The sequence below is a fragment of the Segatella copri genome, from assembly GCF_009494395.1.
In the GTDB taxonomy this organism is placed as follows: Bacteria; Bacteroidota; Bacteroidia; order Bacteroidales; family Bacteroidaceae; genus Prevotella.
Map to the genome: position 1 here is coordinate 1 of NZ_VZCB01000049.1, position 26,072 is coordinate 26,072.

Annotated in this window: 17 protein-coding genes; 13 read left to right on the forward strand and 4 right to left on the reverse strand. The window is 45.9% G+C overall.

The annotated features are described in order from the left end of the window. Nucleotides 1-538: 538 nt before the first annotated feature. Nucleotides 539-2,143: an ATP-binding protein gene (locus F7D73_RS05680; RefSeq protein WP_153122940.1), complete on the reverse strand. Its 1,605-nt coding sequence runs from the start codon at nt 2,141-2,143 to the stop codon at nt 539-541. 126 nt (nt 2,144-2,269) lie between these two features. Here F7D73_RS05680 and F7D73_RS05685 point away from each other — a divergent pair, with 126 nt between their 5' ends. After that, a complete protein-coding gene (locus F7D73_RS05685) occupies nt 2,270-2,968 on the forward strand; it encodes an HAD family hydrolase (protein WP_153122962.1) in 699 nt (232 codons plus the stop codon). 19 nt (nt 2,969-2,987) lie between these two features. Here the strand turns inward: F7D73_RS05685 and F7D73_RS05690 are convergent, their stop codons facing one another. Continuing rightward, a complete protein-coding gene (locus tag F7D73_RS05690) occupies nt 2,988-4,277 on the reverse strand; it encodes a hypothetical protein (RefSeq protein WP_194256861.1) in 1,290 nt (429 codons plus the stop codon). 350 nt (nt 4,278-4,627) lie between these two features. Here F7D73_RS05690 and F7D73_RS05695 point away from each other — a divergent pair, with 350 nt between their 5' ends. The 4 genes from F7D73_RS05695 to F7D73_RS05710 all read left to right on the forward strand — a co-directional run bounded on the left by F7D73_RS05695 (nt 4,628) and on the right by F7D73_RS05710 (nt 12,508). Continuing rightward, nucleotides 4,628-6,403: an oxaloacetate decarboxylase gene (locus F7D73_RS05695; protein WP_153122942.1), complete on the forward strand. Its 1,776-nt coding sequence runs from the start codon at nt 4,628-4,630 to the stop codon at nt 6,401-6,403. A gap of 11 nt (nt 6,404-6,414) precedes the next feature. Next, a complete protein-coding gene (locus F7D73_RS05700; protein WP_153122944.1) occupies nt 6,415-6,957 on the forward strand; it encodes an HDIG domain-containing metalloprotein in 543 nt (180 codons plus the stop codon). Nucleotides 6,958-6,994: 37 nt separating this feature from the next. After that, a complete protein-coding gene (locus F7D73_RS05705) occupies nt 6,995-9,847 on the forward strand; it encodes a putative LPS assembly protein LptD (protein ID WP_153122946.1) in 2,853 nt (950 codons plus the stop codon). Nucleotides 9,848-10,051: 204 nt separating this feature from the next. Continuing rightward, nucleotides 10,052-12,508: a glycoside hydrolase family 95 protein gene (locus tag F7D73_RS05710; protein ID WP_153122948.1), complete on the forward strand. Its 2,457-nt coding sequence runs from the start codon at nt 10,052-10,054 to the stop codon at nt 12,506-12,508. A gap of 63 nt (nt 12,509-12,571) precedes the next feature. Here F7D73_RS05710 and F7D73_RS05715 read toward each other — a convergent pair whose 3' ends face one another. Continuing rightward, nucleotides 12,572-14,308, reverse strand: coding sequence for an ATP-dependent DNA helicase (locus F7D73_RS05715; RefSeq protein ID WP_194256862.1), 1,737 nt, complete (start codon nt 14,306-14,308; stop codon nt 12,572-12,574). 9 nt (nt 14,309-14,317) lie between these two features. Next, nucleotides 14,318-16,882 (reverse strand): transglycosylase domain-containing protein, encoded by a 2,565-nt coding sequence (locus F7D73_RS05720; RefSeq protein ID WP_153122949.1) that lies wholly within the window; start codon nt 16,880-16,882, stop codon nt 14,318-14,320. Between the two features lie 275 nt (nt 16,883-17,157). On the opposite strand from F7D73_RS05720, the gene F7D73_RS05725 reads away from it, so the two are divergent. The 8 genes from F7D73_RS05725 (at nt 17,158) to F7D73_RS05760 (ending at nt 26,048) form a co-directional block, all read left to right on the forward strand. Next, a complete protein-coding gene (locus F7D73_RS05725) occupies nt 17,158-18,636 on the forward strand; it encodes an L-fucose/L-arabinose isomerase family protein (protein WP_153122951.1) in 1,479 nt (492 codons plus the stop codon). Nucleotides 18,637-18,830: 194 nt separating this feature from the next. Continuing rightward, nucleotides 18,831-19,265 (forward strand): GNAT family N-acetyltransferase, encoded by a 435-nt coding sequence (locus tag F7D73_RS05730; RefSeq protein ID WP_153122953.1) that lies wholly within the window; start codon nt 18,831-18,833, stop codon nt 19,263-19,265. A 276-nt stretch (nt 19,266-19,541) separates the two neighbouring features. After that, entirely contained in the window at nt 19,542-20,867 is a 1,326-nt protein-coding gene (locus F7D73_RS05735) for a TolC family protein (protein ID WP_153122955.1), read from the forward strand. Between the two features lie 102 nt (nt 20,868-20,969). Next, a complete protein-coding gene (locus tag F7D73_RS05740) occupies nt 20,970-22,040 on the forward strand; it encodes an HlyD family secretion protein (RefSeq protein ID WP_153122966.1) in 1,071 nt (356 codons plus the stop codon). 6 nt (nt 22,041-22,046) lie between these two features. Continuing rightward, a complete protein-coding gene (locus F7D73_RS05745; RefSeq protein ID WP_153122956.1) occupies nt 22,047-23,741 on the forward strand; it encodes an MFS transporter in 1,695 nt (564 codons plus the stop codon). A 122-nt stretch (nt 23,742-23,863) separates the two neighbouring features. Further along, on the forward strand, nt 23,864-24,691 hold the full coding sequence (locus tag F7D73_RS05750) for a helix-turn-helix domain-containing protein (protein ID WP_153122958.1): 828 nt from the start codon (nt 23,864-23,866) through the stop codon (nt 24,689-24,691). Nucleotides 24,692-25,545: 854 nt separating this feature from the next. After that, complete coding sequence (locus F7D73_RS05755; RefSeq protein WP_153122960.1) at nt 25,546-25,824, forward strand: Arc family DNA-binding protein; 279 nt, start codon at nt 25,546-25,548, stop codon at nt 25,822-25,824. Next, on the forward strand, nt 25,821-26,048 hold the full coding sequence (locus F7D73_RS05760) for a type II toxin-antitoxin system YoeB family toxin (protein WP_153122967.1): 228 nt from the start codon (nt 25,821-25,823) through the stop codon (nt 26,046-26,048). The genes F7D73_RS05755 and F7D73_RS05760 overlap by 4 nt, the downstream gene beginning before the upstream one ends. Nucleotides 26,049-26,072 lie beyond the last annotated feature (24 nt).

Genomic DNA, 26,072 nt, shown 5'->3' on the forward strand with positions numbered 1-26,072 from the left:
TCAGCTGTTACTGCTTTTTTTGAATTATGCAAGGTATAAACGCGGAGCCGCTTACTCCCAAAAGGTGAAGACTGGTGAAGAGTTGTGAAGAGTCGGCATAACTCTTCACCGCAGTAAGTGGTTTGTATTCAGATGCTTATGCCATATGTGTGAAGAGTGAAGAGTGGATTTGAAAGCAGGGCTTACGTACAGAAAAATTCCGTCAGCCTTTATGCTTTTGGCGAAACGTTTTATAGGCATGTAGAAATCTCTATCCCGATGTAGTAATATTTATCTTTAGACGGCAAAAAGTTGCCCGCCTAGGGGCAATATTGTGCCCTAGTAAGACAATAAGTGAAATGTCCCCATTCGCATTTGAAATCTACAGGATGGCGCATGAAACTTACAGACTTTCCATCCGTTCTTTAGTAAGAAAAATTATAATTATCGCTATTGTTGCTTGAAGGGTATGAAGAGAAATGATATGTAAAAAATAAAATGAAACACCGTTTGGAATCTTCATTAAACAAGAAAATTTCAAACGGTGTTTTATTTGTTCTTAAGCCTCGGAATAAATCTGAAGCTTCCAGCCATCAATTGTACCTGTCTCAGATGAGAAGTTGCAGCCTATCTGGTATATCTTTCTTTTGTCGGCGGCATACTCACGAGCATATCCTTTTGTTTCGATTTGTTTCAAAGCATCAAGGGCTGAACCATCACGCTTAAACTCAAAGATATAAACAAAATTAGGGGTCTCTACGATACAGTCTACTCGTCCCTCGCTTTGCTCTTTCTCAATCAAGACAGTAAAGCAACTTATCATGCGAATCACCAAATAAAATGTGTATTGGAAATAGCGCTCTTTTTCCCGCTCGTCATCCTTGCGTCGCTGACTATATGGGATGCTGGCGAAGAAGGAGGTGAGTAGCTTCTCTAATTTGTCGCAATCTCCCGTCTTCATAGTGTTAACAACCTCTATAACCCATGCGTCTGGTGACTCCTTGGGTCTCAGATAATTGGCTGCCACCATGGTTACGAAACCCGCTTTTACCTCGTCGTTTGGAAAATCCAAGAGATAGGAATCTGTATCCATGTTCCAATCCTTAATGGTGAGATAACCGCTCTGGTAAATCATGGGTAGGGGAGCCTCTATATCTGCCTTGTAGTCAATGAAACTGCTCGTTGGATAATACTTTCCTGTCAACTCGTTGAGGTTTTCGTCAGAATGAGCTAATAAGCGAACCAGATAGGTTGGCGAACCTGTACGGAACCAGAAATCACTCAGGATTTTCTTGCTCAGTGAGTTCAAGATGCTGAAAGGATTGTAGATGTCGAGCATGCTTGGACTGAAGTGATAACCGTCATACTTGCGCTTGAGTCGATATCTCATCTCATCCTCAGATACTTTATATCTTACGGACATAGCCTTGATTTGTTCATCGAAGGTTGAGTATAATTCTTCCTCAGTGATTCCGCAAAGTGCCTCGTAGTGGTCGTCCATACTAATGTCGTTAGGCTGGTTGAAACCACTAAACACACTAACTTGGGAAAACTTGGTGACACCAGTCAATAGCACGAATTTCAAATCTCTGTCAGCAGCCTTGAAGACACTGTAGAAACCTTTCATGATTTCACGATGTCTGTCTTCCAACAATCGCTCGTTGCCTTCAGAATCGAAGGTCTTTAACCCTGTGTCCAAAACATCCAGTAAAGGTTTGTCATATTCGTCGATCAAGACAACGGCGCCCAAACCTGTCTTTTCATGAGCAGTTCTCAATACAGCCATAAATCGGTCTCCCAAGGTGGTGGCTAATGGATCTCTTCCGTAAATCAACTCTTGGGTTTCAACAAAAGTCAACAAAGTCTTTTCCAATTCGCCTGCTTGTGTGAAATCCTTGCCATTGAAGTCTATATGGAAAACAGGATATTGCTTCCATTCTTTTTCTAATTGTTCGATGGCAAGTCCTTTAAACAGTTCTTTCTGTCCTTGGAAGTAGCATTCCAGAGTAGAAATCAACAACGACTTTCCGAATCGTCTTGGACGACTCAGAAAATATATTTTCCCATTATGTACTAAATCATAGAGGATTTTGGTTTTGTCGAGATAAACATAACCGCCATCTATAATTTCGCTAAAGTCTTGTATTCCTATAGGGTATTTCATATTGTTGCTTTATTTGAATTTTGGGCAAAGTTACGAAAAATATTGGTATATGCAAAAGAAAGCAGAATAAATTGTTTCCCTTTTCGGATAAAAACATTAACTTTGCAACTAAAAGAAATGAAAAGTATGGAAAAACTGAAGAATATCAAGGCGATAGCCTTCGATGCCGATGATACGCTCTGGGCATTACAAAACTATTTCGAGGACGTGGAGCATGAGTATTGCGAGCTGCTTGCGGAATATGGAAAGGAAAAGGATATTTCTGCTGCTCTCTTCGAGACGGAGAGTAAAAATATGCCTGATTTGGGATATGGCTGCAAGGCTTTCACCATATCCCTGGTAGAGAATGCGGTGAAGGTGAGTCATGGTAAGGTGGAGGCGAATGTCATCGCCCAAATTGTGGACTTGGGTAAGAGTCTCCTGCATCTTGATGCCAAGCCTTTGGAAGGGGTAGAGAAAACCTTGGCTTGTTTCCGTGAGATGAAGAAATATAAGCTGGCAGTCTTCACCAAGGGTGAGTTGATGGATCAGGAGAATAAGTTGTGGCGTTCGGGTCTGCAGCGGTATTTTGATGTGGTGACTATCGTGAGCGACAAGACGCCCAAGGCTTATCATCGTCTCTGCAGGGAACTGGATGTAACTCCTGACGAGCTGGTGATGGTGGGAAACAGTTTCAAGAGTGATATTGCTCCGGCATTAAAAATCGGAGCTTCGGCTGTCCATATTCCTTTTCATACCACATGGGCACATGAAAAAATAGAGGAATTTGAACATCCGAAGCTCCGACGTATCTCAAGATTCGAGGAACTCCTCGATATATTATAAAATAATCCGAGGATATATTTTAATCTTCTCCAGACTCATCATTCAATGATTCCAGCATTTCTGTGAAAGGACCGTGGAAGGTGCTGAAGAGATGGAGAATCTCCTTACGCTGTTCCTCTTCCTCTTCCCAAAGGCTGATTTCTCCCTTCTGATGAGCCTTGATGAGCTTGGCGCAACGTTTGATCTTGCGCTTGTTGTTGCGTGCCTGCAGCTGGTCGCCCTGGATTGGCTTCTGGGTGACGAACGAGAATGCTACAAGCTGGTTCATGAACATGTCGAACATCGGGTCGTCATGACTCCAGTCGCTGTCCTTCAACCAGAACCACTGGAAGGCATACTTCTGTTCCATGGCGATGAGCTGCTGTCCGAGGGTATCCATGTCGGTTCCTTTAGCCATCTGCTCCTTGATGAATGCAACGAGACTCTCTGGATTGATTTCCAATTCAACCTCCTGAGCGATAGAACTGCCAGAGATGTTCACGCGCCAACGGTAGTTCTTGTTCTTGATGAGTGCAGAATGAGCATTCATCATCAGCTGGCTCAGCTTACCCTCTGACGGAATCTGATCTACCACGGAAAGGCGTTCGCGCTGGTCGCGTACCACCAGCTGTGCACTCTCAGGGCGCAATACGCAGATATAAATCAGTTTGTCATTGTCGAGATGCAATGAGAAACGGTCGTTGGTATCGTTGCCTACGAACTCGTAGCGGTAGTTGTCTATCTGGTCGTGTGCCACCTCAATCTCGCCATGTACTTTGTGGTCTTCAGCGTCATACAGAGAGAATCCGATGTATGGAATCTGCAGGGTGAGAGAGAACGGATTGCCGGCCTCCTCTGGAATGAGAGTCAGGCGCAGACCCTCCTCGCCGAAGTCTTCCTTCTTGCATACGAATCCTTCGTCGGTTTTTTCTGCTTTCTCTACTTTTACCTCACCGTGACGCCAGTAGAAGTCGAATGTAATAGTATTGTCATCTTCGCTAACCACATTGATAAAGTCATCAATATCCTGTCCGAGATAGATGATTTTTGCAGGTTCATATTCCTCTGTGTCGTCATCCTCCAAAGGCTTTACCCACAATTCGCCAGGAATAGGGTCGTCTTCCCATTCTGCATCTTCTGCTGCAGCGGTAGACTTAAAGACCAGGAAAATCATTCGCTGTTCCTCTCTGCTGCCGTCTTCACGACATAGGAAGACCTTCGATTCCTTTGGAATGAAGAAAGGAGTGTCAATGAACGGATTCTTACATAATGCTGTATACTCTACCTCTGTCCAGATAGGTAATTGATGATTTTTCGTATTGTTCGCCATATTCTGCTTGAATAGTCTATAAATTTTGTAACTAGATTTTTGTCTTTTTCTCTGTTATTCCAAAAACGGGTGCAAAGGTACTGAGAAAAGCAGACAAAACAAAATTTCGCAACCATTTTTTGTATTTATTCCCCTATATTTCTCATTTTTGTTCTCTCAGTTTGGCAATTAATAATTAATAATTAATAATTTCGGTGCAGAAAATGTAATAAATGAGGGGAAAAGTCTGATTTCTCGAATTTTTTGTCTAATTTTGCACCTTGGTATGGAATGCCTTGGCTTTTGCGAGCTTGAGAGCATCGGATACACATTATTATATATAATAGAAAAAAAGAAATTTAATAATAAGAATGAAGAAGAAAATTCAGTTCAGTCTCGTTTACCGAGACATGTGGCAGAGTTCTGGTAAGTTCCAGCCACGCAAGGATCAGTTGGCTAAGATTGCCCCAGTTATCATTGAAATGGGTTGCTTTAGCCGTGTAGAGACCAATGGTGGTGCTTTCGAGCAGGTTAACCTCCTCGCAGGTGAGAATCCTAATGATGCAGTTCGTGCATTCTGTAAGCCATTCAACGAGGTGGGCATCAAGACTCACATGCTCGACCGTGGATTGAACGCTCTTCGCATGTATCCTGTGCCAGACGATGTACGTGCCTTGATGTACAAGGTAAAGGCTAAGCAGGGTACCAACATCACCCGTATCTTTGATGGTTTGAACGATGTTCGTAACATCATTCCTTCTATCAAGTGGGCTAAGGAGGGTGGTATGACTCCACAGTGTGCACTCTGTATCACCAATTCTCCTGTTCATACACTCGAATATTATATGAACATCGCCGACCAGCTCATCGCTGCAGGTGCAGAGGAAATCTGCTTGAAGGATATGGCTGGTATCGGTCAGCCTGCATTCCTCGGTAAGCTCACCAAGATGATCAAGGACAAGTATCCTGAGATCATCATCCAGTACCATGGTCACTCAGGTCCTGGTCTCTCTATGGCTTCTATCCTCGAGGTCTGCAACAATGGTGCTGACATCATCGATACAGCCATCGAGCCATTGTCATGGGGTAAGGTTCATCCAGACGTTATCTCTGTCATCAGCATGCTGAAGAACGAGGGCTTTGAGGTTCCTGAGATCAATATGAGCGCTTACATGAAGGCTCGTGCCATGACTCAGGAGTTTATCGATGAGTGGTTGGGCTACTTCATCAACCCAGGTAACAAGATTATGTCTTCATTGTTGCTCGGTTGCGGTCTCCCTGGCGGTATGATGGGTTCTATGATGGCAGACCTCGGCGGTATGCGTCAGACTATCAACAATATCCGCAAGAAGAAGGGTGAGGAAGAGTTGTCTATGGACGACCTCCTGATCAAGCTCTTCGACGAGGTAGAGTATGTATGGCCACGCGTAGGTTATCCTCCATTGGTAACCCCATTCAGCCAGTACGTGAAGAACATCTCATTGATGAACCTTCTCACCATGGAGCAGGGCAAGGGCCGCTTCGTGATGATGGACGATTCTATGTGGGGTATGATTCTCGGTAAGAGTGGTAAGATTCCTGGAAAGATTGATCCAGAACTCGTAGAGCTTGCCAAGAAGCAGGGTCGTGAGTTTACAGATGTTGATGCTCATACATTGCTTACTAATGCACTCGACGACTTCAAGAAGGAGATGGACGAGAATGGTTGGGAGTATGGTCAGGACGACGAGGAGCTCTTCGAACTTGCCATGCACCCAGAGCAGTATCGCAATTACAAGAGCGGTCAGGCTAAGAAGAACTTCCTGGCTGACCTCCAGAAGGCAAAGGATGCCAAGCTCGGCAGCACCTTGACACCAGCTCAGCTCGCTGAATTCAAGCACGCCAAGGCTGATGCTATCGTAGCACCAGTTGCTGGTCAGATTTTCTGGGAGTTCCAGGGCGAAGGCGAGTGCCAGCCAGCTGTAGAGCCATTCATCGGTAAGGAGTACAAGGAAGGTGATGCCTTCTGCTACATCCTCGCTCCATGGGGTGAGTTTGAGACAGTTCCTGCTGCATTGGGTGGCAAGCTCGTAGAAATCAATGCTAAGCAGGGCAGCAAGATCCGCAAGGGTGATGTCATCGCTTACATTGAGCGCAACGCTGAGTAAACATTAAATTTATGAATTATCAAGCAATTATTGATAAGTATTATCCTGAGGATAATGAGCTTCGTCATATCCTCATTACACATAGTCAATCTGTAGCGCAAAAAGCGCTACAGATTGTTTCGTCTCATCCTGAATTGCATTTGGATGCCCAGTTTATCGAGGAAGCAGCGATGCTTCACGATATAGGAATCTTCATGACCGATGCTCCCGGCATCATGTGTTTTGGCTCGCAGCCATATATCTGTCATGGTAGATTGGGTGCCGAACTCTTGCGCAAGGAAGGCTATGAGCGCCATGCTCGGGTATGTGAGCGCCATACAGGTGCCGGCATCACAAAAGAGCAAATCGAGAAGCAGCAACTGCCTCTGCCTCATCAGGATTTTCTGCCAGAAACCATGGAGGAGAAGGTAATCTGCTATGCTGATAAGTTCTTCAGCAAGACTCATCTCGACAAGGAAAAGAGTATAGAAAAGGCAGAGAAAAGTCTCGCTAAGTTTGGCGAGGAAGGAGTAAAGCGCTTCCAGGAATGGGAGCGGATGTTTGAAATAGGATAGAAGTTCAGTTGGGTGACTTCTTAACAATAATTTCTGAATGAGAAAACAATCAACTATAGCTGCACTGATGTTTGCCGCCATCTCATGCATGATGGTGGCAAATCCGGGTATGCCTTCTAAAAAGAAAGACAAGAAGGCTCAGGTGGATTCTACTGCCGTGGCTGTGGGCGACTCCGTCTTTGTCGATTCTCTCGGCAATGAAATCATCAGTACGGAGGCCGATACCACCCAGATGGACTCGCTGCAGAAGGCTATATGGAAACATAATAAGGTAGTGGATGACAGTATCCATCAGGATAGTATCAACCGTAAGAAGTCGGGTGGTATTGATGCGCCGGTCAGTTATCAGGCAGACGACTCGCTGGTCTATGATGCTCATAACAAGGTAGCGCATCTCTTTGGTAATTCGAATGTGAAGTACCAGAACATGGATCTTTCTTCTGATCGTATATCCATGGATCTCGACAAGAGCAATGTGAAGGCAATGGGTACTCCCGATTCTTCTACTAAGGAAGGTGTCAAGGGAAAGCCAATCTTCAAGATAGGAGGTGATACCTACGATACCGACACGATTAAGTTTAATTTCAAGAGCAAGAAGGCTCTTATCAATAATGTATATACAGCGCAGGAAGATGGTTTCTTGCGAGGTATGAAATCGAAGCGAGATTCTTCTGGTACGGTTTATCTGAAACATGCCACCTATACCACCTGTGATGATCCGCATCCGGATTTCTATATCTCACTCTCACGTGCCAAGATGCGACCGAATAAGGATGTGGTCTTCGGACCTGCTCATCTTGTGGTGTGCGATGTGCCGGTTCCTATAGCCATACCATACGGTTTCTTCCCGTTCTCCAAGAGCTACAGCAGCGGTTTCATCATGCCGACATACGGTGATGAGAGTGCGCGCGGATTCTATCTCAGGGATGGTGGTTATTATTTTGCCATGAGTGACAAGTGGGACTTGAAACTCCTCGGAGAAATCTATACCAAGGGATCTTGGGGACTTTCGGCGGCAAGCAACTATCGCAAGCGATATAAGTATTCCGGTTCCTTCTTCTTCAGTTACCAGGATACGAAGAATGGAGACAAGGGAATGCCTGATTTCACAGAGCAGGAGAGCTTCAAGTTGCAGTGGAGTCATAGACAAGACTCAAAGGCTAATCCGTTCAGTTCGTTGTCGGCAAGTGTCAACTTTGCCACATCCAGCTATGAGCGGAATAATCTGAGTTCACTCTACAATCCGCAGACGATGACGCAGAGTACTCGAACCTCTTCCGTCAACTGGAGTACAACATTCTCCAGCATCGGTATGTCGCTCAGTTCTACTGCCAATCTTTCGCAGAACATGCGTGACTCTTCGATAGCGATGACCTTGCCAGACCTCAACATCTCTATCTCCCGATTCTATCCGTTCAGAAGAAAGAAGATGGTGGGTGATGAAAGGTGGTACGAGAAAATCGCCATGAGCTATACCGGTCATATCTCCAACAGTATCAATACCAAGGAGGATAAGCTGATGCACAGTTCGCTTATCAAGGACTGGCGCAACGGATGGCAACATCAGATACCTGTGAGTGCATCGTTCACTCTCTTCAAATATCTCAATGTGAGTCCTTCGTTCAACTTCACCGACCGTATGTATACCAATAAGGTGGAGAAATCATGGGATAGCGAAAAGCAGATTGAGAAGAGTGATACCATATATGGTTTCAACAATGTTTATAACTGGAACATGAGTGTAGGTCTCTCTACCAAGCTGTATGGATTCTGGATTCCTAACCGTAAGCTCTTCGGTAATAGGATTGACAGGATTCGCCACGTTTTCACTCCGACGGTCAATTTCAGTTATGCGCCAGACTTCGGTGCTAGCCGATATGGATTCTGGGATACTTATCAGAAGACCGATGCTGACGGTAACGTATCGCTCGTCAGTTATTCACCATACCAGAATGCACTTTACGGTGTGCCGGGTAAGGGCAAGAGTGGTAACATTTCCTTCACTCTGGGCAATAACCTGGAGATGAAATGGAGAGATAAGAACGACAGTCTCAAGAAGGTGAGTCTCATTGATGCGTTCGACATCAATATGAGTTACAACACCGCAGCCAAGGTTCGCCCTTGGAGCGATATGAATATCAACCTCCGTCTCAAGTGGTGGAAGAACTACACATTCAATATGAATGCTGTCTTTGCTACATACGCTTACGAACTGGATGATCAGGGTAATGTGTTTGTTGGCAACCACACAGAGTGGGGCAAGGGTCGATTCGGACGATTCCAGGGTATGTCTCAGAACTTCTCATTCACGCTGAATCCGGAAAAGTTGAAGAAACTCTTCGGTGGTGGCGATGATGATGACGATAAGGACAAGAACAGGAAGAGCGATGATGACGATGAAGGTATGGATACCGACATAGAAAGCAACGTGGATGATAATATCGAGAAAGGTAAGACGGCAGCCAAGAAGAGTGGCGGTGGTAAAGCAAAGACCGACAGTGACGGTTATATGGCATTCAAGATGCCTTGGTCTTTGACCTTCGGATATGGTGTTACCATGCGTGAGGATACTCGACGAGAGAAATTCAACGAGAAGACCATGCGCTATCCATACAAGTTTACACAGACTCTTAACATGAGTGGTAATATTCGCTTGAGCGATGGATGGAACATCAGTTTCTCTTCTGGTTACGACTTCGAGAATTCCAAGATTAGTATGACTACTGCCAGTCTGGCTCGAGATCTCCACTGCTTCAACATGAGTTGTTCAGTAGTACTTGCGCCATATACCAGTTATAACTTCACCTTCCGATGCAATGCAGCTACATTGACGGATGCGCTGAAGTATGATAAGCGTAGTGGCTATTCTAATGCAGTAAAGTGGTATTAGTCTGAAAATAGAAATCAAATAAAAATCAAACGAGGATAACAGGTATTTGAAAAAAATGCCGGTTATTCTCGTTTTTTTTATGATATGTCTTTGTTAGTTCAGATATTAATCGTAAATTTGTACCGGATATGGAAAATCATATTTTGGATAATTCCCAAAATAGCAATTGAAAATAATAATTGAAAATTTAAATTTATATACATCATGAACAAGAAAACCGTAACAATCTTTACCTTGGCTATGCTGGGAGCTCTTCAGTCTTCAGCACAGAAGAAGACTCCATTGTCTTACTGGTTTGACACGCCTGTCACCTTGAAGGGACAGCAAATCTGGTATGGTGGTCATCCCGAGAAATGGACAAACAAGAAACCTATCTCTGCTGGTGATACCGCCCGCAATCCTGATCCTGATTGGGAGTCAAAGTCATTGCCTATTGGTAATGGTAGTATCGGAGCCAATATCCTGGGTTCCGTGGAGGCTGAGCGCATCACGCTGAATGAGAAGACGCTCTGGCGTGGCGGTCCGAACACCAAGAAGGGCGCAGCCTATTATTGGAATGTGAACAAGAATTCTGCCCATGTGATGCAGGAAATCAGAGATGCCTTCGCTGCCAACGATTGGGAAAAGGCATCCCAACTCACCCGCAAGAACTTCAACAGTCCGGTGCCATACGAGTCTTATGCCGAGGATCCATTCCGTTTCGGTAGCTTTACCACGATGGGTGAGGCGTATATCGAAACGGGGCTGAGTACCGTAGGTATGTCCAAATATCGTCGTGCCTTATCGCTCGATTCGGCATTGGCTACCGTTTCTTTCGTCAAGGATGGTGTAAACTATGAGCGTGAGTATTTCATCTCTTATCCAGCCAATGTGATGGCCATCCGCTACAAGGCTTCCCGTCCAGGCAAGCAGAATCTCGTATTCTCTTATGCGCCGAACCCTGTATCTACAGGCAAGATGGTGGCTGATGGCAAGAATGGACTGCTTTGGGATGCACGTCTCGATAACAACGATATGCAGTATGCTGTCCGCATCCGTGCCATCAATAAGGGTGGTAGTTTGTCTAATGAAGGAGGAAAGTTGACCGTGAAGGATGCCGACGAGGTGGTATTCCTCATTTCTGCCGATACCGATTACAAGGCAAACAATAATCCGGATTACAATGATCCTAAAACCTATGTGGGCGTGGATCCGCTGGCTACTACTCTGGACTGGGTGAGCAAGGCAGAAGGCAAGGGCTATGCGCAGTTGCTGGAGGAGCATTACAAGGATTACAGCCGCCTGTTCAATCGTGTAAGCCTGAATCTGAATGATGTGGATAACACCAACGATATGCCAATCGATGAGCGATTGGCTAACTACCGCAAGGGGGCAAAGGATTTCTATCTGGAGCAGCTCTACTATCAGTTTGGCCGCTATCTGCTCATCGCCTCTTCGCGTCCAGGCAACATGCCTGCCAACCTGCAGGGTGTATGGCACAACAACGTGGATGGTCCTTGGCGTGTAGACTATCATAACAACATCAATCTGCAGATGAACTACTGGCCAGCCTGCACCACCAACCTGAGCGAGTGTGAGCTTCCGCTCTTCGACTTCATCCTGACACAGGTGAAGCCGGGTGAGAAGACTGCCAAGTCATATTACGGTACCCGTGGCTGGACTACATCTGTATCCAGCAACATCTTCGGTTTCACTTCTCCATTATCCAGTGAGGATATGTCGTGGAACTTCTCTCCATTCGCCGGTCCATGGTTGGCTACCCATCTCTGGGATTATTACGACTATACCCGCGATAAGAAGTTCCTGAGCGAGACTGCATACGATATCATCAAGGGAAGTGCCAACTTCGCAACAGATTATCTGTGGCATCGCAAGGATGGTGTTTATACAGCAGCTCCTTCCACATCTCCAGAGCACGGACCGATAGACGAGGGTGCAACCTTCGCTCATGCCGTGATTCGTGAGATTCTGCTCGATGCGGTAGAGGCTAGCAAGATTCTGGGCAGGGATGCCAAGGACCGCAAGCTGTGGGAAGATGCTCTGAAGCACATTGCTCCTTACCAGATTGGTCGCTATGGACAGTTGATGGAGTGGTCTAAGGATATTGATGATCCTAAGGATGAGCATCGCCATGTGAACCATCTCTTCGGTCTGCATCCTGGCCGTACCATTTCACCTATCACTACTCCTGTGCTGGCGAAGGCTTCTAAGGTGGTATTGGAGCATCGTGGTGATGGTGCTACCGGATGGTCTATGGGTTGGAAGTTGAACCAGTGGGCTCGTCTGCACGATGGCAACCATGCTTACAAGCTTTATGGCAATCTGTTGAAGAATGGTACATTGGATAACCTCTGGGATACGCATGCTCCATTCCAGATAGACGGTAACTTTGGCGGTACAGCGGGTATCACCGAAATGTTGATGCAGAGCCACATGGGCTTTATCCATCTCCTGCCAGCCCTGCCTGATGCATGGCAGAAGGGTTCCATCAAGGGGCTCCGTGCCAAGGGTAATTTCACGGTGGATATCTATTGGGACAACGGCCGCCTTACCAAGGCTGTTATCCTCTCCGGTTCCGGTGAACCTTGTCAGGTAAGATATGGAGATAAGGTGAAGAAGATGAAGACCCAGAAGGGCAAGACCTATGAGGTTAAGTTTTAATCAATAAAAAAGTGGTTGAAAAAACGGATGTGCTTTCCGTTTTTTCAACCACTTTTTTATTGATTATTCCTTGAGATGCTTCAATCTTCTCTTAGCCTCTGGATGTCCTGGATAGAGGGTGAGAGCCTTCTGGTAATTGGTAATTGCCGCTTCTTTCATTTCGGCTCTCTCACATTCCTTACCCATGATGACATATTCTGTGGCAAGGCGCTTGAGGAATTTCTCCTGTTTCTTTTTCTCTTCATCTTTCTGCTTGATTACTTCCCTCAGACGCTCGTTCTCGGCTTGCAGTTCATTCACCTTGTTGAGCTTCTTGCGGATGAAACGTTTGGCAAGAGGGTGCTCGATGTCGTAACGGCTATGGATGGCTAGGAAGAAGTTATCCAGAGCTGCTTGCATGTCTCCCTTGTCGTATGCCTTGACAGCATCATGATATTGTTTGTCTGCCTTACTCTGTGTAAGAGCCGTATGGATGGTGCTCTGGTCGTTGTAATGACGGGCAAACTGCTTGACTTCGTTGCGGACGAATATCTCGCTTTGGCGAATAGGTTCCTGCAGGCTGATTCCTTCCAGACTGGTGCAACGTGATAAGGCTACGTAGGTCTGACCGCCAGCGAAAACACCGCCGGTAAAATCTATCTTTACCTGATTGAAGGTCAGTCCCTGACTCTTATGAACAGTAATCGCCCAGGCAAGTCGGATAGGGTATTGCTCATATCTTCCAATCTCCTCTTCCTCAATCTTCTTTTCCACCTCATTGAAATGGTATCGCATGTTGCTCCAGGCAGCAGGTTCAACCATCACATCTTTTCCCTCTTCTGTGCGTACATAAATTTTGGCATTCTCGTCTTCGTCAAAGCCGATGATGGTGCCCAGCGTACCGTTTACCCATTGGTGCTCGATGTCGTTCTTGATAAAGATAATCTGAGCACCCGTTTTCAGGTAAAGCTCGATAGGGGTTGGCAGACTGCTTTCTGGGAATTCTCCTTGTATACGTCCCCGGAAGAGGCAAGGTTCGCCAGGCAAAAGCTTGAGCTGACTGTCATTGATGTAATCTACCGTATCGCGACGGGTGGACAGGGTGATGGCAAGCTTGGAGTCGCCTTCATCCAATTGGGCGCCAACACGCTGGTTTAGCAACTGCAGGTCCTGCATTCTTGCCTGACTGGTCCGGATGTTGTCGAGGATGCCGATAAAGACAGGGTCGCTTTGGCGGTATACTTTCTTGAGTTCGATGCTGACCAGTTGGAACTGTTGGAAGATTTTGGCATCAAAGAAGAAGCTGCTGCGATAGAAAGGATTGAGCAGTTTGCGGTCATCTTCTCTGACAACGGGTTCCAGCTGATAGATGTCGCCCACCAGCAGAAGCTGTTTGCCACCGAACGGTTCTCTCATGTTCCGGCAATATACTCGCAATACCTTGTCGATGAAATCGATGATGTCGGCACGTACCATACTGATCTCATCTATGATGATGAGCTCTACTTCACGGATAATCTTGATTTTTTCAGAATTATACTTCAGTGTGTTTCGGATATTGCGCACCGAATACATACTGTCGTTGGGCAGCAATGGGTGGAAAGGTAACTTGAAGAAACTGTGCAAGGTGCTTCCACCGGCATTGATGGCTGCGATGCCAGTAGGTGCCAGGACGATATGTTTTTTCTTGGTATTGGCAGCGATATAACGTAGAAAAGTAGATTTACCCGTCCCCGCCTTTCCAGTAAGGAAAAGCGAACGACGGGTAAACTGTATGATTTGGAGTGCATTCTGCAACTCCGCATTGTCGAGATCAATCATATTATTCTATTAGAGGTCATCGAAGTTGATTGGCTGTTCTGTTGGCTTAGCCTTCTTCTTCTCTTTCTTTTCTTCTGTAGCAGCAGGAGTGGTAGTTGGGGCGGTTGTTGTAGCCTCTCCATTCGTCTTCACTGTCGGAATTTCCTTCTTAATAGGGTTTCCGTTTTCATCAAGGAGAATTTCTTCTGTGAAGGCAGTACTGTCCACCTGTGTTGTATCTACCTTTGGCTTTGGTGCATAGCTGGCACAGATATACATGTCTCTTGTGATGTCATCGTCCTTTGGCTTATCGAACTTGGCATGATATTTCTTGAATGCAGGATCAGCGAAGAGCGTCTGCAGGAAGTAACCGCAGATAGGCAATGCTGTTCTGGCACCCTGTCCCAAGGCTCCTGTTCGGAAGTGGAGGCATCTGTATTCTCCTCCAACCCAGGCACCAACTACCAGTTTAGGACTTACACACATGAACCATGCGTCAGAATGGTTGTTGGTTGTACCGGTCTTACCGCCAAATTCTGTGTCACGGTAATTACCTACATAGCCCCAGAGACTCTGTGAGGTACCCCCCGGTTCTCTCATACCGCCCTGCAGGAGCTGTTGCATCAGGAAGGCACTCTTGTACGGAATAACCTGTTCCTCTGTACTTGGTCCTTCATAAACCACCTTGCCGTCATGGTCAACAATCTTGGTCACCAATACAGGGTCGTGATGCTTACCGTTGTTAGAGATGGTGCTGTATGCGCAAGCCATCTCCAGCAGGTTGACATCGCTGGAACCCAAGGCGAGTGATGGAGTATCATCGAGCGGACTGTCGATACCCATCTTCTTGGCGGTTTCGATGATGCGCTTGATGCCCATTTCCTGACCCAGTCTTACGGCAATGGAGTTGATACTCTTGGCAAATGCATTCTTCAGTGGGATGCTATCGCCAGAGAATGAACCGTTGGCATTGCCAGGAGTCCAGGTTGTCATCTCGTGCTTCTTCTTATCGTATACCTGCATAGAGATATATTCATCGCGGCGCTTGTCGCAAGGAGTCAATCCCTGGTTCATGGCTTCGGTATATACGAAGAGTTTGAAGGTAGAACCAGGCTGTCGCTCGGCTGTTACCTTGTCATACTTCCAGTGGTCGAAGTCGATGTCGCCCACCCATGCCTTCACGGCTCCTGTCTGTGGCTCCATGGCTACAAAAGCGCTGTGCATGAAGGTAGTCATATACTTGATACTATCTTCAGAAGTCATGTTGATAGTGATGCTTCCCTTGTCGTAATCGAACACTTTGACAGGGTGAACCCACTCCTTATAATAATAGGTGACAGAATCTGGGTTGTTTGGGAATTTGGCCAGCAGATTCTTATAGAAAGGCTGCTTTTCTGCGATGTCCTGGATGAAGTTTGGTATCACCTTGTGGTTCTCGTCCTGCCAAGGTTCTTCGCCCAGCCATTTTCCTTTACCTGCCTGAGTACGGCGGATACTCCAGTGATTGTTGAAGTTCTGCTGTACCTGCTTCATCTGTTTGCGGGCAGCATCCTCGGCATACTTCTGCATGCGAGTATCGATGGTTGTATAAATCTTCAGACCGCTGGAATAGAGATCGTAACCTTCTTCCTGACACCAGTCTTTCAGGTAATTGGCTACGGCTTCGCGGAAGTACTTAGCTTGTCCGTCATAGTTCTCCTCTACCTTGAAGTCGAGTTTGATAGGAAGCTCTTTCAGCTCTTCATACTCGGTACGAGACAGATCGCCATGAGTCAACATGTTATATAATACGGTGTTTCTGCGAACCAGACTGTTCTCAGGATTGGTGCGCGGATTATAATAGGTAGTAGCCTTGAGCATACCTACCAGAATGGCAGCCTGATCAGTAGTCAGGTCTTTTGGATTCGTATTGAAGTAGGTCTTGGCTGCAGTCTTGATACCGTATGAATTATTTCCGAAATCTACCGTGTTGGCATACATGGTGATGATTTCCTTCTTGGAGAAAGCTGTCTCCAGCTTTACGGCAATAATCCACTCCTTGCTCTTGATGATGAGCAGTCGGAGCAAAGGCACCTTGCCCAGCAAACCGGTAGAATACTGCGAGCGTACGCGGAACATGTTCTTAGCCAACTGCTGTGTGATGGTAGACGCACCACGGGCATCATGATGCAGGAGGGCGTCTTTGGCAGCACCGAATACACCGATAGGGTCGATACCGATGTGCTTGTAGAAGCGCTCATCTTCCGTATCAATCAAAGCCTTGAAGAAGGCTGGATTCACCTCTTCATATTTTACAGGTGTACGGTTCTCGTTGAAGTATTTGCCAATCAGCTTGCCGTCGGCACTATATATCTCTGATGCCTCTGAAGTCTGCGGATTCAAAATACCGGAGAAATAGCCTGGTGACTTACCGAAAAGCCACAAGAAGTTGATGTCTACTGCGCCCAGATAAATAATGAAGGCGATGATACAACTGACGAATGCGACAATGGTCTTGGTATACCAAGCCCTACCTTGATACAAACTCTTGTACCAAGCCCAGAAAGCACATAGCTTATGCCATATTCCGGCAAAGACTGTTTTGATTTTATTCATATTAACTTATCTGTTTTTATCGGTGCAAAGATACAACTTTTATTCGAAATATCATCATTCATTCAGTTTTTTATTTGTTTTGGATATCCATTAGGGGGTATAAAATGTTTCAGGAAGTTTATCAAATGTTACATTCGGGTACAAATAAACGTTTTTTTACATTTTGAACGGAAAAAAAACTCAGAATTTGCTTGCGGAAATCAAAAATATTTGTACCTTTGCCCTCAGCAAAAAACAAGCATATATACAAAAACTTAAATAAAAACATAATAATTATGGTAAGCAACAACATTCCACAAGTAAAGCTCGGTATTATTGCCGTTAGTCGTGACTGTTTTCCAATCGCGCTTTCTACTCAGCGCCGTGAGAACATCGTAAAAGAGTACAAGGGTGAGATTTTCAACTGTCAGACTACAGTTGAGAACGAGAAAGATATGCTCAAGGCTTTGGGCGAAGTTCAGGAGCAGGGCTGCAACGCCTTGGTTGTATTCCTTGGTAACTTCGGTCCAGAGACCCCTGAAACTTTGATTGCAAAGAACTTCGACGGTCCTGTTATGTTCGTAGCAGCTGCAGAAGGTGACGGCGACATGATCAATGGTCGTGGTGATGCATACTGCGGTATGCTCAACTGCTCTTACAACCTCGGTATGCGTCATTTGAAGGGTTACATCCCTGAGTACCCTGTTGGTACAGCTGAGGATGTTGCTAAGATGATTGCAGACTTCGTACCAGTAGCTCGCGTCATCCTCGGTTTGAAGGGCTTGAAAATTATCACATTCGGTCCACGTCCTCAGGACTTCTTCGCTTGCAACGCTCCAATCAAGGGCTTGTACGAACTGGGTGTAGAGATTGAGGAGAACTCAGAGCTCGACCTCCTCGTAGCTTATAAGGAGCACGCGAACGATCCACGTATCGACGAGGTTTGTGCTGATATGGCCAAGGAGATGGGCGAGGGATGCTACTATCCTGATCTCAGCCGCAGAATGGCACAGTTTGAGTTGACATTGCTCGATTGGGCTGAGGCTCACAAGGGTTCTCGTCAGTATGTAGCATTTGCAGACAAGTGCTGGCCAGCCTTCCCAAGCCAGTTCGGTTTCGAGCCTTGCTATGTTAACAGCCGTCTCGTTAGCCGCGGTATTCCTGTAGCTTGCGAGGTAGATATCTATGGTGCTCTCTCTGAGTACATCGGTATGTGTGCTTCTGATGATACAGTAACATTGCTCGACATCAACAACTCTGTTCCTCAGTATATCTATGATGAGGACATCAAGGGTAAGTACGATTACAAGTTGACTGATACCTTCATGGGCTTCCACTGCGGTAACACTCCACAGTGCAAGATGTGCTCTAGCCGTAAGATCAAGTATCAGTTGATTCAGAACCGCTTGTTGGAGAATGGTGGTACACCAGACTTCACCCGTGGTACATTGGAGGGCGACATCGCTGCTTCTGACATCACATTCTATCGTCTGCAGTGTGATTCTGAGGGCAATCTCCGTTCTTACATCGCAGAGGGTGAGGTTCTCGATGTTCCTACACGTTCATTCGGTGGTATCGGTATCTTCGCTATCAACGAGATGGGTCGCTTCTATCGCCACGTCTTGGTTCAGAAGGGCTATCCACACCACGGTGCCGTAGCATTCTCTCATGTAGGCAAGACCTTGTTCGAGGTATTCAAGTATCTTGGCATCAAGGATATCGCTTACAACCAGCCAGCTAGCTTGCCTTACCCAACCGAGAATCCTTGGAAGTAAGAATTAAGTGAAGAGTGAAGAGGGAAGAGTGAAGAATTCATTTGCTCTTCATTCTGAACTAAGTTCATAGAATAAAGGCGATTGCTTATCCCTTGCGTGGGGAAAAGCAATCGCCTTTTTGTTTTGTTTATTAAAAAATATGAATTTTCATCTTGATTCTTGGCAATCTCCGAAATATGTGCTAAGTTTGCACCATGAATGAACCAAGATTTATAGAAATAGAAGATTTGAAGCCTGATTATCTGGAAGCTATTAACAGACTGATTTCGCAGCTGAGTACCAGTTCGCATACCCTTACTGAGGCAGAATTGAACAGTCTTATCGCCTCACCTCAAAGCCATCTCTATGCTTTGGAATATGATGAGAAAATCATCGGAATGGTAACCCTATGTATCTATCAATGTCCTACAGGAAGGAAGGCATGGATAGAAGATGTGGTGGTTGATCAGAACTATCGGGGCAAGGGATATGGAAAACTGATGGTTAGAAAGGTGATAGCGCTATGCAGAAACAAGGGAAATATGACGCTGATGCTTACTTCGCGCCCTTCTCGCATTGTTGCCAACCAGCTCTATCAGAGCCTGGGCTTTGAAAAACGGGAAACCAATGTCTATAAAATGAAATTCTGAAATACCATATAGCGAGGAGGGTATAAATAAGGCACGGATTACATGGATTTATGGCGCTAATGCAATTGAAGCGATTTATCTTCTTATAAAGAATCCGTGTAATCCGTGCCTAAAACTGCAAAGAGCCACTCTTTTTGTTTCTAAGAACTCCGCCACTAAAAGAAACGGCATTTTTGAACACATTGTGATATTTTGTGAATAGTGATTATTTGCAGAAAATCAGTACCTTTGCACCAGAATTAAATTGTATTTTATATCATAAGAAACATATTAAAAATGAACAAGAAAAAGATATTGTGTTTTTGTCTGGCTCTCGGGGCTTTTTCTGCTATGATGGCGCAGGAAACTCTGTCGCTGAGCCAGTGCCTGCAGATGGCAGTGGATAACAACCTGTCGCTGCAGAAAAGCAGGAACGAGATTGCAAAGGGAAAGTATTCCATCAGCGAGAACCAAGCGAAGTTGCTGCCGCAGATCAACGCCGTGGCACAGTTGAACGATAACTTCACGCCTCCCGTTTCCGTGACGGATGGTTCTGCCTACGGCAAACCTTACAATGTAACCAAGACCCTGCAATATAATGCTTCGGCTGGCTTGCAACTCCAGATGCCGCTTTACAACCAGATGGTGAATACCGCCATCGATATTGCCAAGATAGCAGACCATCTCAACCAGCTCTCTTACGAGAAGGCGCGCGAAGACCTCATCGTGCAGACCGCCAAGATGTATTACATGGCACAGAATACGGCTGAGCAGATTCGTCTGGTGAACGACAACATCAAGCGTCTGGAAGAACTCTATGGCATTACCAAGGCTTTCTATGATAATCAGATGAGTCTTGAGGTAGACGTGAAGCGTGTGAAACTCAACATCGAGAATCTCACCGTACAGCGTGATAACGCCATCGCCATGCTCGACCAGCAATATACCATGCTCAAGTATGTGATAGATTATCCTGCAGAAAAGCAAATCAAGGTAACGGAGGTGAATCCGGGAGAGATAGAGACGGTGAATGCCAACGGATTGAACACCAATCTCTATGAACTCCAGCTCCTGGAGAAGAGGAAGGAACTTGCACAGAAGCAGACCAAACTTGCCAAGGATGGCTATCTGCCATCGGTGAGTCTTACCGGAAGTCTGATGTATTCTGCCTTCACCGATAAGATAGAACATTGGATTCATTCGGGCGAATCAAACCACTGGTATGGTTCCAACGGAATCGGCATCCAGCTGAGAGTGCCTGTCTTTGATGGCTTCGAGAAGCGTTCCAAGATAAGACGTGCCAAAGTGGAGGAGGAGAATGCCCGCATCGGATATGAGGATGCACTCAAGGGCATGCAGGCAAACTATATGAACGCCGTGAGCGAGGTGAACAACAGTCAGCGCAACTACAAGAAGCAGTTTGACAACTATACCCTGGCGCAGGATGTATATAGCGTAACAGCCGACCAGTATAAAGAAGGTGTAGGAACGATGACCGCCGTTCTTCAGGATGAGATGCGCATGAGCGAAGCTATGAACAATTATCTCACCGCCTATTATAAATATAAGGTGGCAAATCTCTCGCTCCTGAAACTCACCGGACAGTTGGAACAGGTAAAATAACAAAGGAATCATAAAGAAACAAATAATCAGAATAAAACAATGGAACAGAACGAAAATAACAAGATAGAAACAGCTCGTGAGGAAAATGCAGAAACTACTCAGATGTCTCACGAGGAAATGCAGAAGAAATTGAAGAAGCAGCGCATCCGCCAAATCATCGCCAGCCTCATCGGTGTAGCCATCCTCGCCTTCGGACTCTGGAAGATTGTCTGCCTTTTCCTGGATTATAATGCCAACGAAACCAGCAACGATGCCCAGGTAGAGCAGTATATCTCTCCTGTCAACCTCCGCGCATCGGGCTATATTGCCAAAGTTTGCTTCAAGGAGCACGATGAGGTTCACAAAGGTGATACCCTTCTTATCCTCGACGACCGTGAGTATCGCATCCGACTGATGGAGGCAGAGGCTGCATTGAAGGATGCCAAGGCGGGTGCCAACGTGATTGATGCTACCCAGCAGACCACCCAGACTTCGGCTACCGTCTATTCTGCATCCATCGATGAAATTGAGGTGCGCCTTGCCAAACTTGCCAAGGACTGCGAGCGCTATCGTAACCTGGTAGAGAAGAAGGCTGCTACACCAATCCAGCTGGAGCAGCTCGAAGTGGAATATGCGGCTACCAAGAAGAAACTGGAGTCGGTAAAGCGACAGCAGGCTGCTGCCTATAAGGGTGTGAACGAGGTGGTTACCCGCAAGCAGAATGTGGCTGCTGCCATCGAGCGTGCTGAGGCTGCGGTGGAGATGGCGAAGCTGAACCTCTCTTACTGCGTGGTTGTAGCACCATGCGACGGTAAGTTGGGTCGCCGCTCTATCGAAGAGGGACAGATGGTGAACGCTGGGACCACCATCACCTATATCCTGCCTAATGCCCAGAAGTGGGTCATCGCCAACTATAAGGAAACCCAGGTAGAGAATCTCTATGTTGGTCAGAAAGTACGCATGACGGTAGATGCCATCAGCAACAAGGAGTTTGAGGGCACCGTTACCGCTATCTCCGGTGCAACCGGTTCCAAGTATTCTCTTGTTCCTACCGATAACTCAGCCGGTAACTTCGTGAAGATTCAGCAGCGTGTGCCTGTAAGAATCGACTTCACTAACCTCAGTAAGGAAGACAATGCCCGCCTGGCAGCAGGTATGATGGTGATTGTGAAGGCGGAGAGAAAATCAAAGTAATGGAATATGGAAGAAGAATATAAGAATTATCCGTTCTATAGCTGGGTGCCGAAACCGCTGGGCATCATCTTCATGATCATCCTCTTCGTGCCGATGATTACGATGAGTGGTGTCTATTCCGCCAACAGCGGAGAGATGATGAGCGGACTGGGCATCCAGTCGGAATACATCGCCTTTGCGGGCTTCTGCACGTCGATAGGAATGGCGGCTTTCTCGCCGTTCTTCTACGAACTGGTGTGCATCCGGAGAGAGAAGATGATGTGTATCGTGGGATTCTCCATTCTCTTTTTGCTCAGTTTTGTCTGCGCCCAGACCGATTCGCTGTTCATCCTAGGTTTGTGTAGCTTGCTGATGGGCTTTGTCCGACAGACGCTTCTGATGGCGCATCTCTTTGTACTCATCCGATATGGTTTCGGTATTGAGGCAACGAAGAATATCACGCCGGGTTGCGAGCCTACCACCGAGGAGGCTTGGGATGCAGTGGATTCAGAAAAAATGGTTTCCCAGCCGGTTATCTATCTTTTCTTTATGATTATCGGACAGTTGGGCACCTGGCTTACGGCTTGGCTTGCCTATGCTTACGAGTGGCAGTATGTGTATCATTTCATGATGGCATTCATGCTGGCGGGCATCATCATCGTGTTCTTCACCATGCCTTATCATAAGTATCCGATGCCGAAGTTCCCGATTACGATGTCGAAGTTTGGCAATGTCACGGTGTTCAGCATCATGCTCTGTTCGTTTGCCTATGTAATGGTGTTCGGCAAGACGCTGGACTGGTTTGATGACCCTACCATCCGTATCTCTACGGTGGTCTGTCTCATCTTCACCGCCCTGTTCATCTATCTGGAGAAGACCCGCCGTTCACCTTATTTTATCATGGAGGTGTTCCAGCTCAGGGTTATCAATTACGGCATCATGCTGTTCTTCCTCCTGATGGTCTGCAACTCCAGTGCCATGTTTGTGAATGTATTCACCAATGTGGGAATGAAGATAGACAACTGGCAGAATGCCACTCTGGGTAACTGGGTGATGGTGGGATATACCGTGGGTTTGATTTTTGCGGTCATCGCCAGAGCCAAGAATGTTCATCTGAAGTGGATGTACTGTCTGGGCTTCCTCTTTATCGGAGGCTACGCCCTCTTTATGTATTTCGAGGTACAGAACGACGGCATGTATGAGCGCATGAAATGGCCAATCATCATCCGTTCTACGGGAATGATGCTGCTCTATTCGCTCATCTCTACGATAGCCAATCAGCGCATGCCTTACCGCTTCATGTCCACCTGGGTCTGCATCATGCTCACCGTCCGTATGGTCATCGCCCCTTGCATCGGTTCGGCGCTCTACACCAATGTGCTTCAGTATCGCCAGCAGTATTACGTTACCCGCTTTGCACAGGATTACGACCGTACCAGCTTGGAAACGGCAAAGACCTATGATCAGACGGTGATGGGCATGCAGTATCAGGGTAAGAGTGTAACTGAGGCGCAGAATATGGCTGCCATGAGTGTGAAGGGCAAGGTGCAGGTGCAAGCCACCTTGGTATCCATCAAGGAGATGGCAGGCTGGACCTTCTATGGCTGTCTGGTATGTGCCGGCTTGATGCTCGTAATACCTTGGCGCAAGCGCAACATCAAGGAATTGACCCGCGAGTATCTGTTGAAGAATGTAGATGTGAAATCCCTGGGAAGAAGGTAGGGATGAGGATGCAGGTTCTGCCGGTAACGGCAGGATTCTGCTAAAATATCATAAATAATCAAGGTTATCATTCGGGGGGATTGATATTTTTGTTATCTTCGCAATTCAAGCAATTTGAAAAAATGGAGATAACAGATAATATCATCATATATGAGGCTCAGGAAATTCCTCATTTTCTGATGCAGCCTTTCTATTCTGATTATGTCGGAATAGTCATTTGTCATCAAGGGATGTTCCGTTTCTGTGTAGACGGAACATCCTTTGTTGCGTCTATGGGGAAGTCGGTTTTTCTCTCTCCAGGAATCCTGTTGCAGGTTCAGGAAACCTCTTCTGATTTCCGGTTTACCTTGCTTTTCTACCGTGTAGAGCAGATTCGTCACATGCTGGGCAATACCGTCGTCAGCATGCGCCTTTATTCTACGCTCTATCCTTCGGCTTGTACCGTAGCGCATACGGGTTATGAGGAGATGCTGTCATCTTATGCCCAGATGCTTCTCAGGTTGGAGCAGAAGGAGGAGCCGGATACCTACAGCCAGCATGAGCAGAAGCTGCTTCTCATGGCGGTAACCTATCGCCTTTGCAGCATCTTCTCTTCTACGTTCAAGACGGCGGGTAAGGAGATGGAGCGCAAGGTAGAGGTCTTTGAGTCGCTGGTCAAATTGATAGAAGAAAATTTCATGCGTGAGCGCAGTGTGGCTTTCTATGCCGATCAGCTCTGCATCACTCCCAAATATCTTTCCGTTATCGTGAAGTCAGTATGTGGCAAGACGGTCCAGCAATTACTATTCAAGGCGATTATCCGTCGCAGCATTTATCTGATGAAGAATACGAACAAGACGATTCAGCAGATAGCCAGTGATCTCAGCTTCCCGAATGCCTCATCCTTCGGCACCTTCTTCAAGAAGCATACCGGTTTGTCGCCTAAGAATTACCGGATGGGGGCGGAGTAGCGCCAAGAGAAAAACTCTACTCTCAATTCCACTCTTCACTCTTCACGTATATAGTGTAAATTATTGAAAATGAAGTGTTTATAGGTGTGAAGAGTTGCGCCGACTCTTCACCACTCTTCACCACTCTTCACACGATTGATTTTTCTGCTGTTTATAAGGGAAATTAGAGGTCCAAGAAATCGGAATAAGGCTCAAGTAAACTTTAACAAAGCCTTACGTAAACTTTATCTGAGGCTTAAACCAAGTTCAAAGAAGGCTTAAACCAAACTTAAAGGAGGCTTAAACCAAGCTTAATAGAAGCTTGATGCTGGTCACAATAGAGGCTTGATGCTGGTCACAATAGAAGCTTGATGCTGGTCACAATAGAAGCCTGATGTTGGTCACAATAGAAGCCCAAATGGTGAAGAGTGGTGAAGAGTTGTGAAGAGTCGGCGTAACTCTTCACCGTAGTAAGTAATTTGTATTCAGATGTTTATGCCACATGTGTGAAGAGTGAAGAGTGGATTTGAAAGTAGGGGTTACACGCAGAAGAATTCCGTCTGCCATTATGCTTTTGGTGAAGCGTTTAATAGGTATATAGAAATCTCTATCCCGACGTAGTATTTTTTATCTTTCGACGGCAAAAAAATGCCCGCCTAGGGGCAATATTGTGTCCTAGTAAGGCAATAAGTGAAATGTCCCCATTCGCATTTGAAATCTACAGGATTGCACATGAAACTTACAGACTTTCCATCCGTTTCTTAGTAAGAGAAATAATTATTATCGCTATTATCTGTGTTAAAAACCAAAGAATTACTTCGTTTCTCATTATTTTTTATTATCTTTGCCCCAAATAACAATTAAAAACAAAGGATATGAGCACATCAACATTACGTGTACCTACTTCATTTAGGTTACCAGCAGAGCTTCTTGAGGAGCTCAAGGAGTGTGCTAAGGCTACCAATCGTAGCCTTAACAATTATGTAGAATCCATTCTTATGGATTTTATGAGTAAGAACAAGACCATGAAGGAAAATGTGATTACTCCCGATTTGCAAGCGAAGCTTGACAAGGCGAGAGAAGAACATAAAAACGGAGAAACTCTGTGCTTTGACACAGCACAAGATGCAATCGCATGGATGGAAGCTTTATGATATATCGAATAGAATTCTCTAAGGATGCACAGAAGGTCATTAAGAAATGGAAAAAATCAAATCTACCTCTATTCAAAAAACTAGAGAAGTTGATTCCAGAACTTTCTGAGCACCCTAGAACAGGTAAAGGACATCCTGAACCTTTGAAAGGTGGAAACGACATCACGTATTCTAGACATATTACTGCCCAGGACGTAAGCGGCTCCGCGTTTATACCATTGTAGTCTTCTCTTTTGTTCGTACCTTTG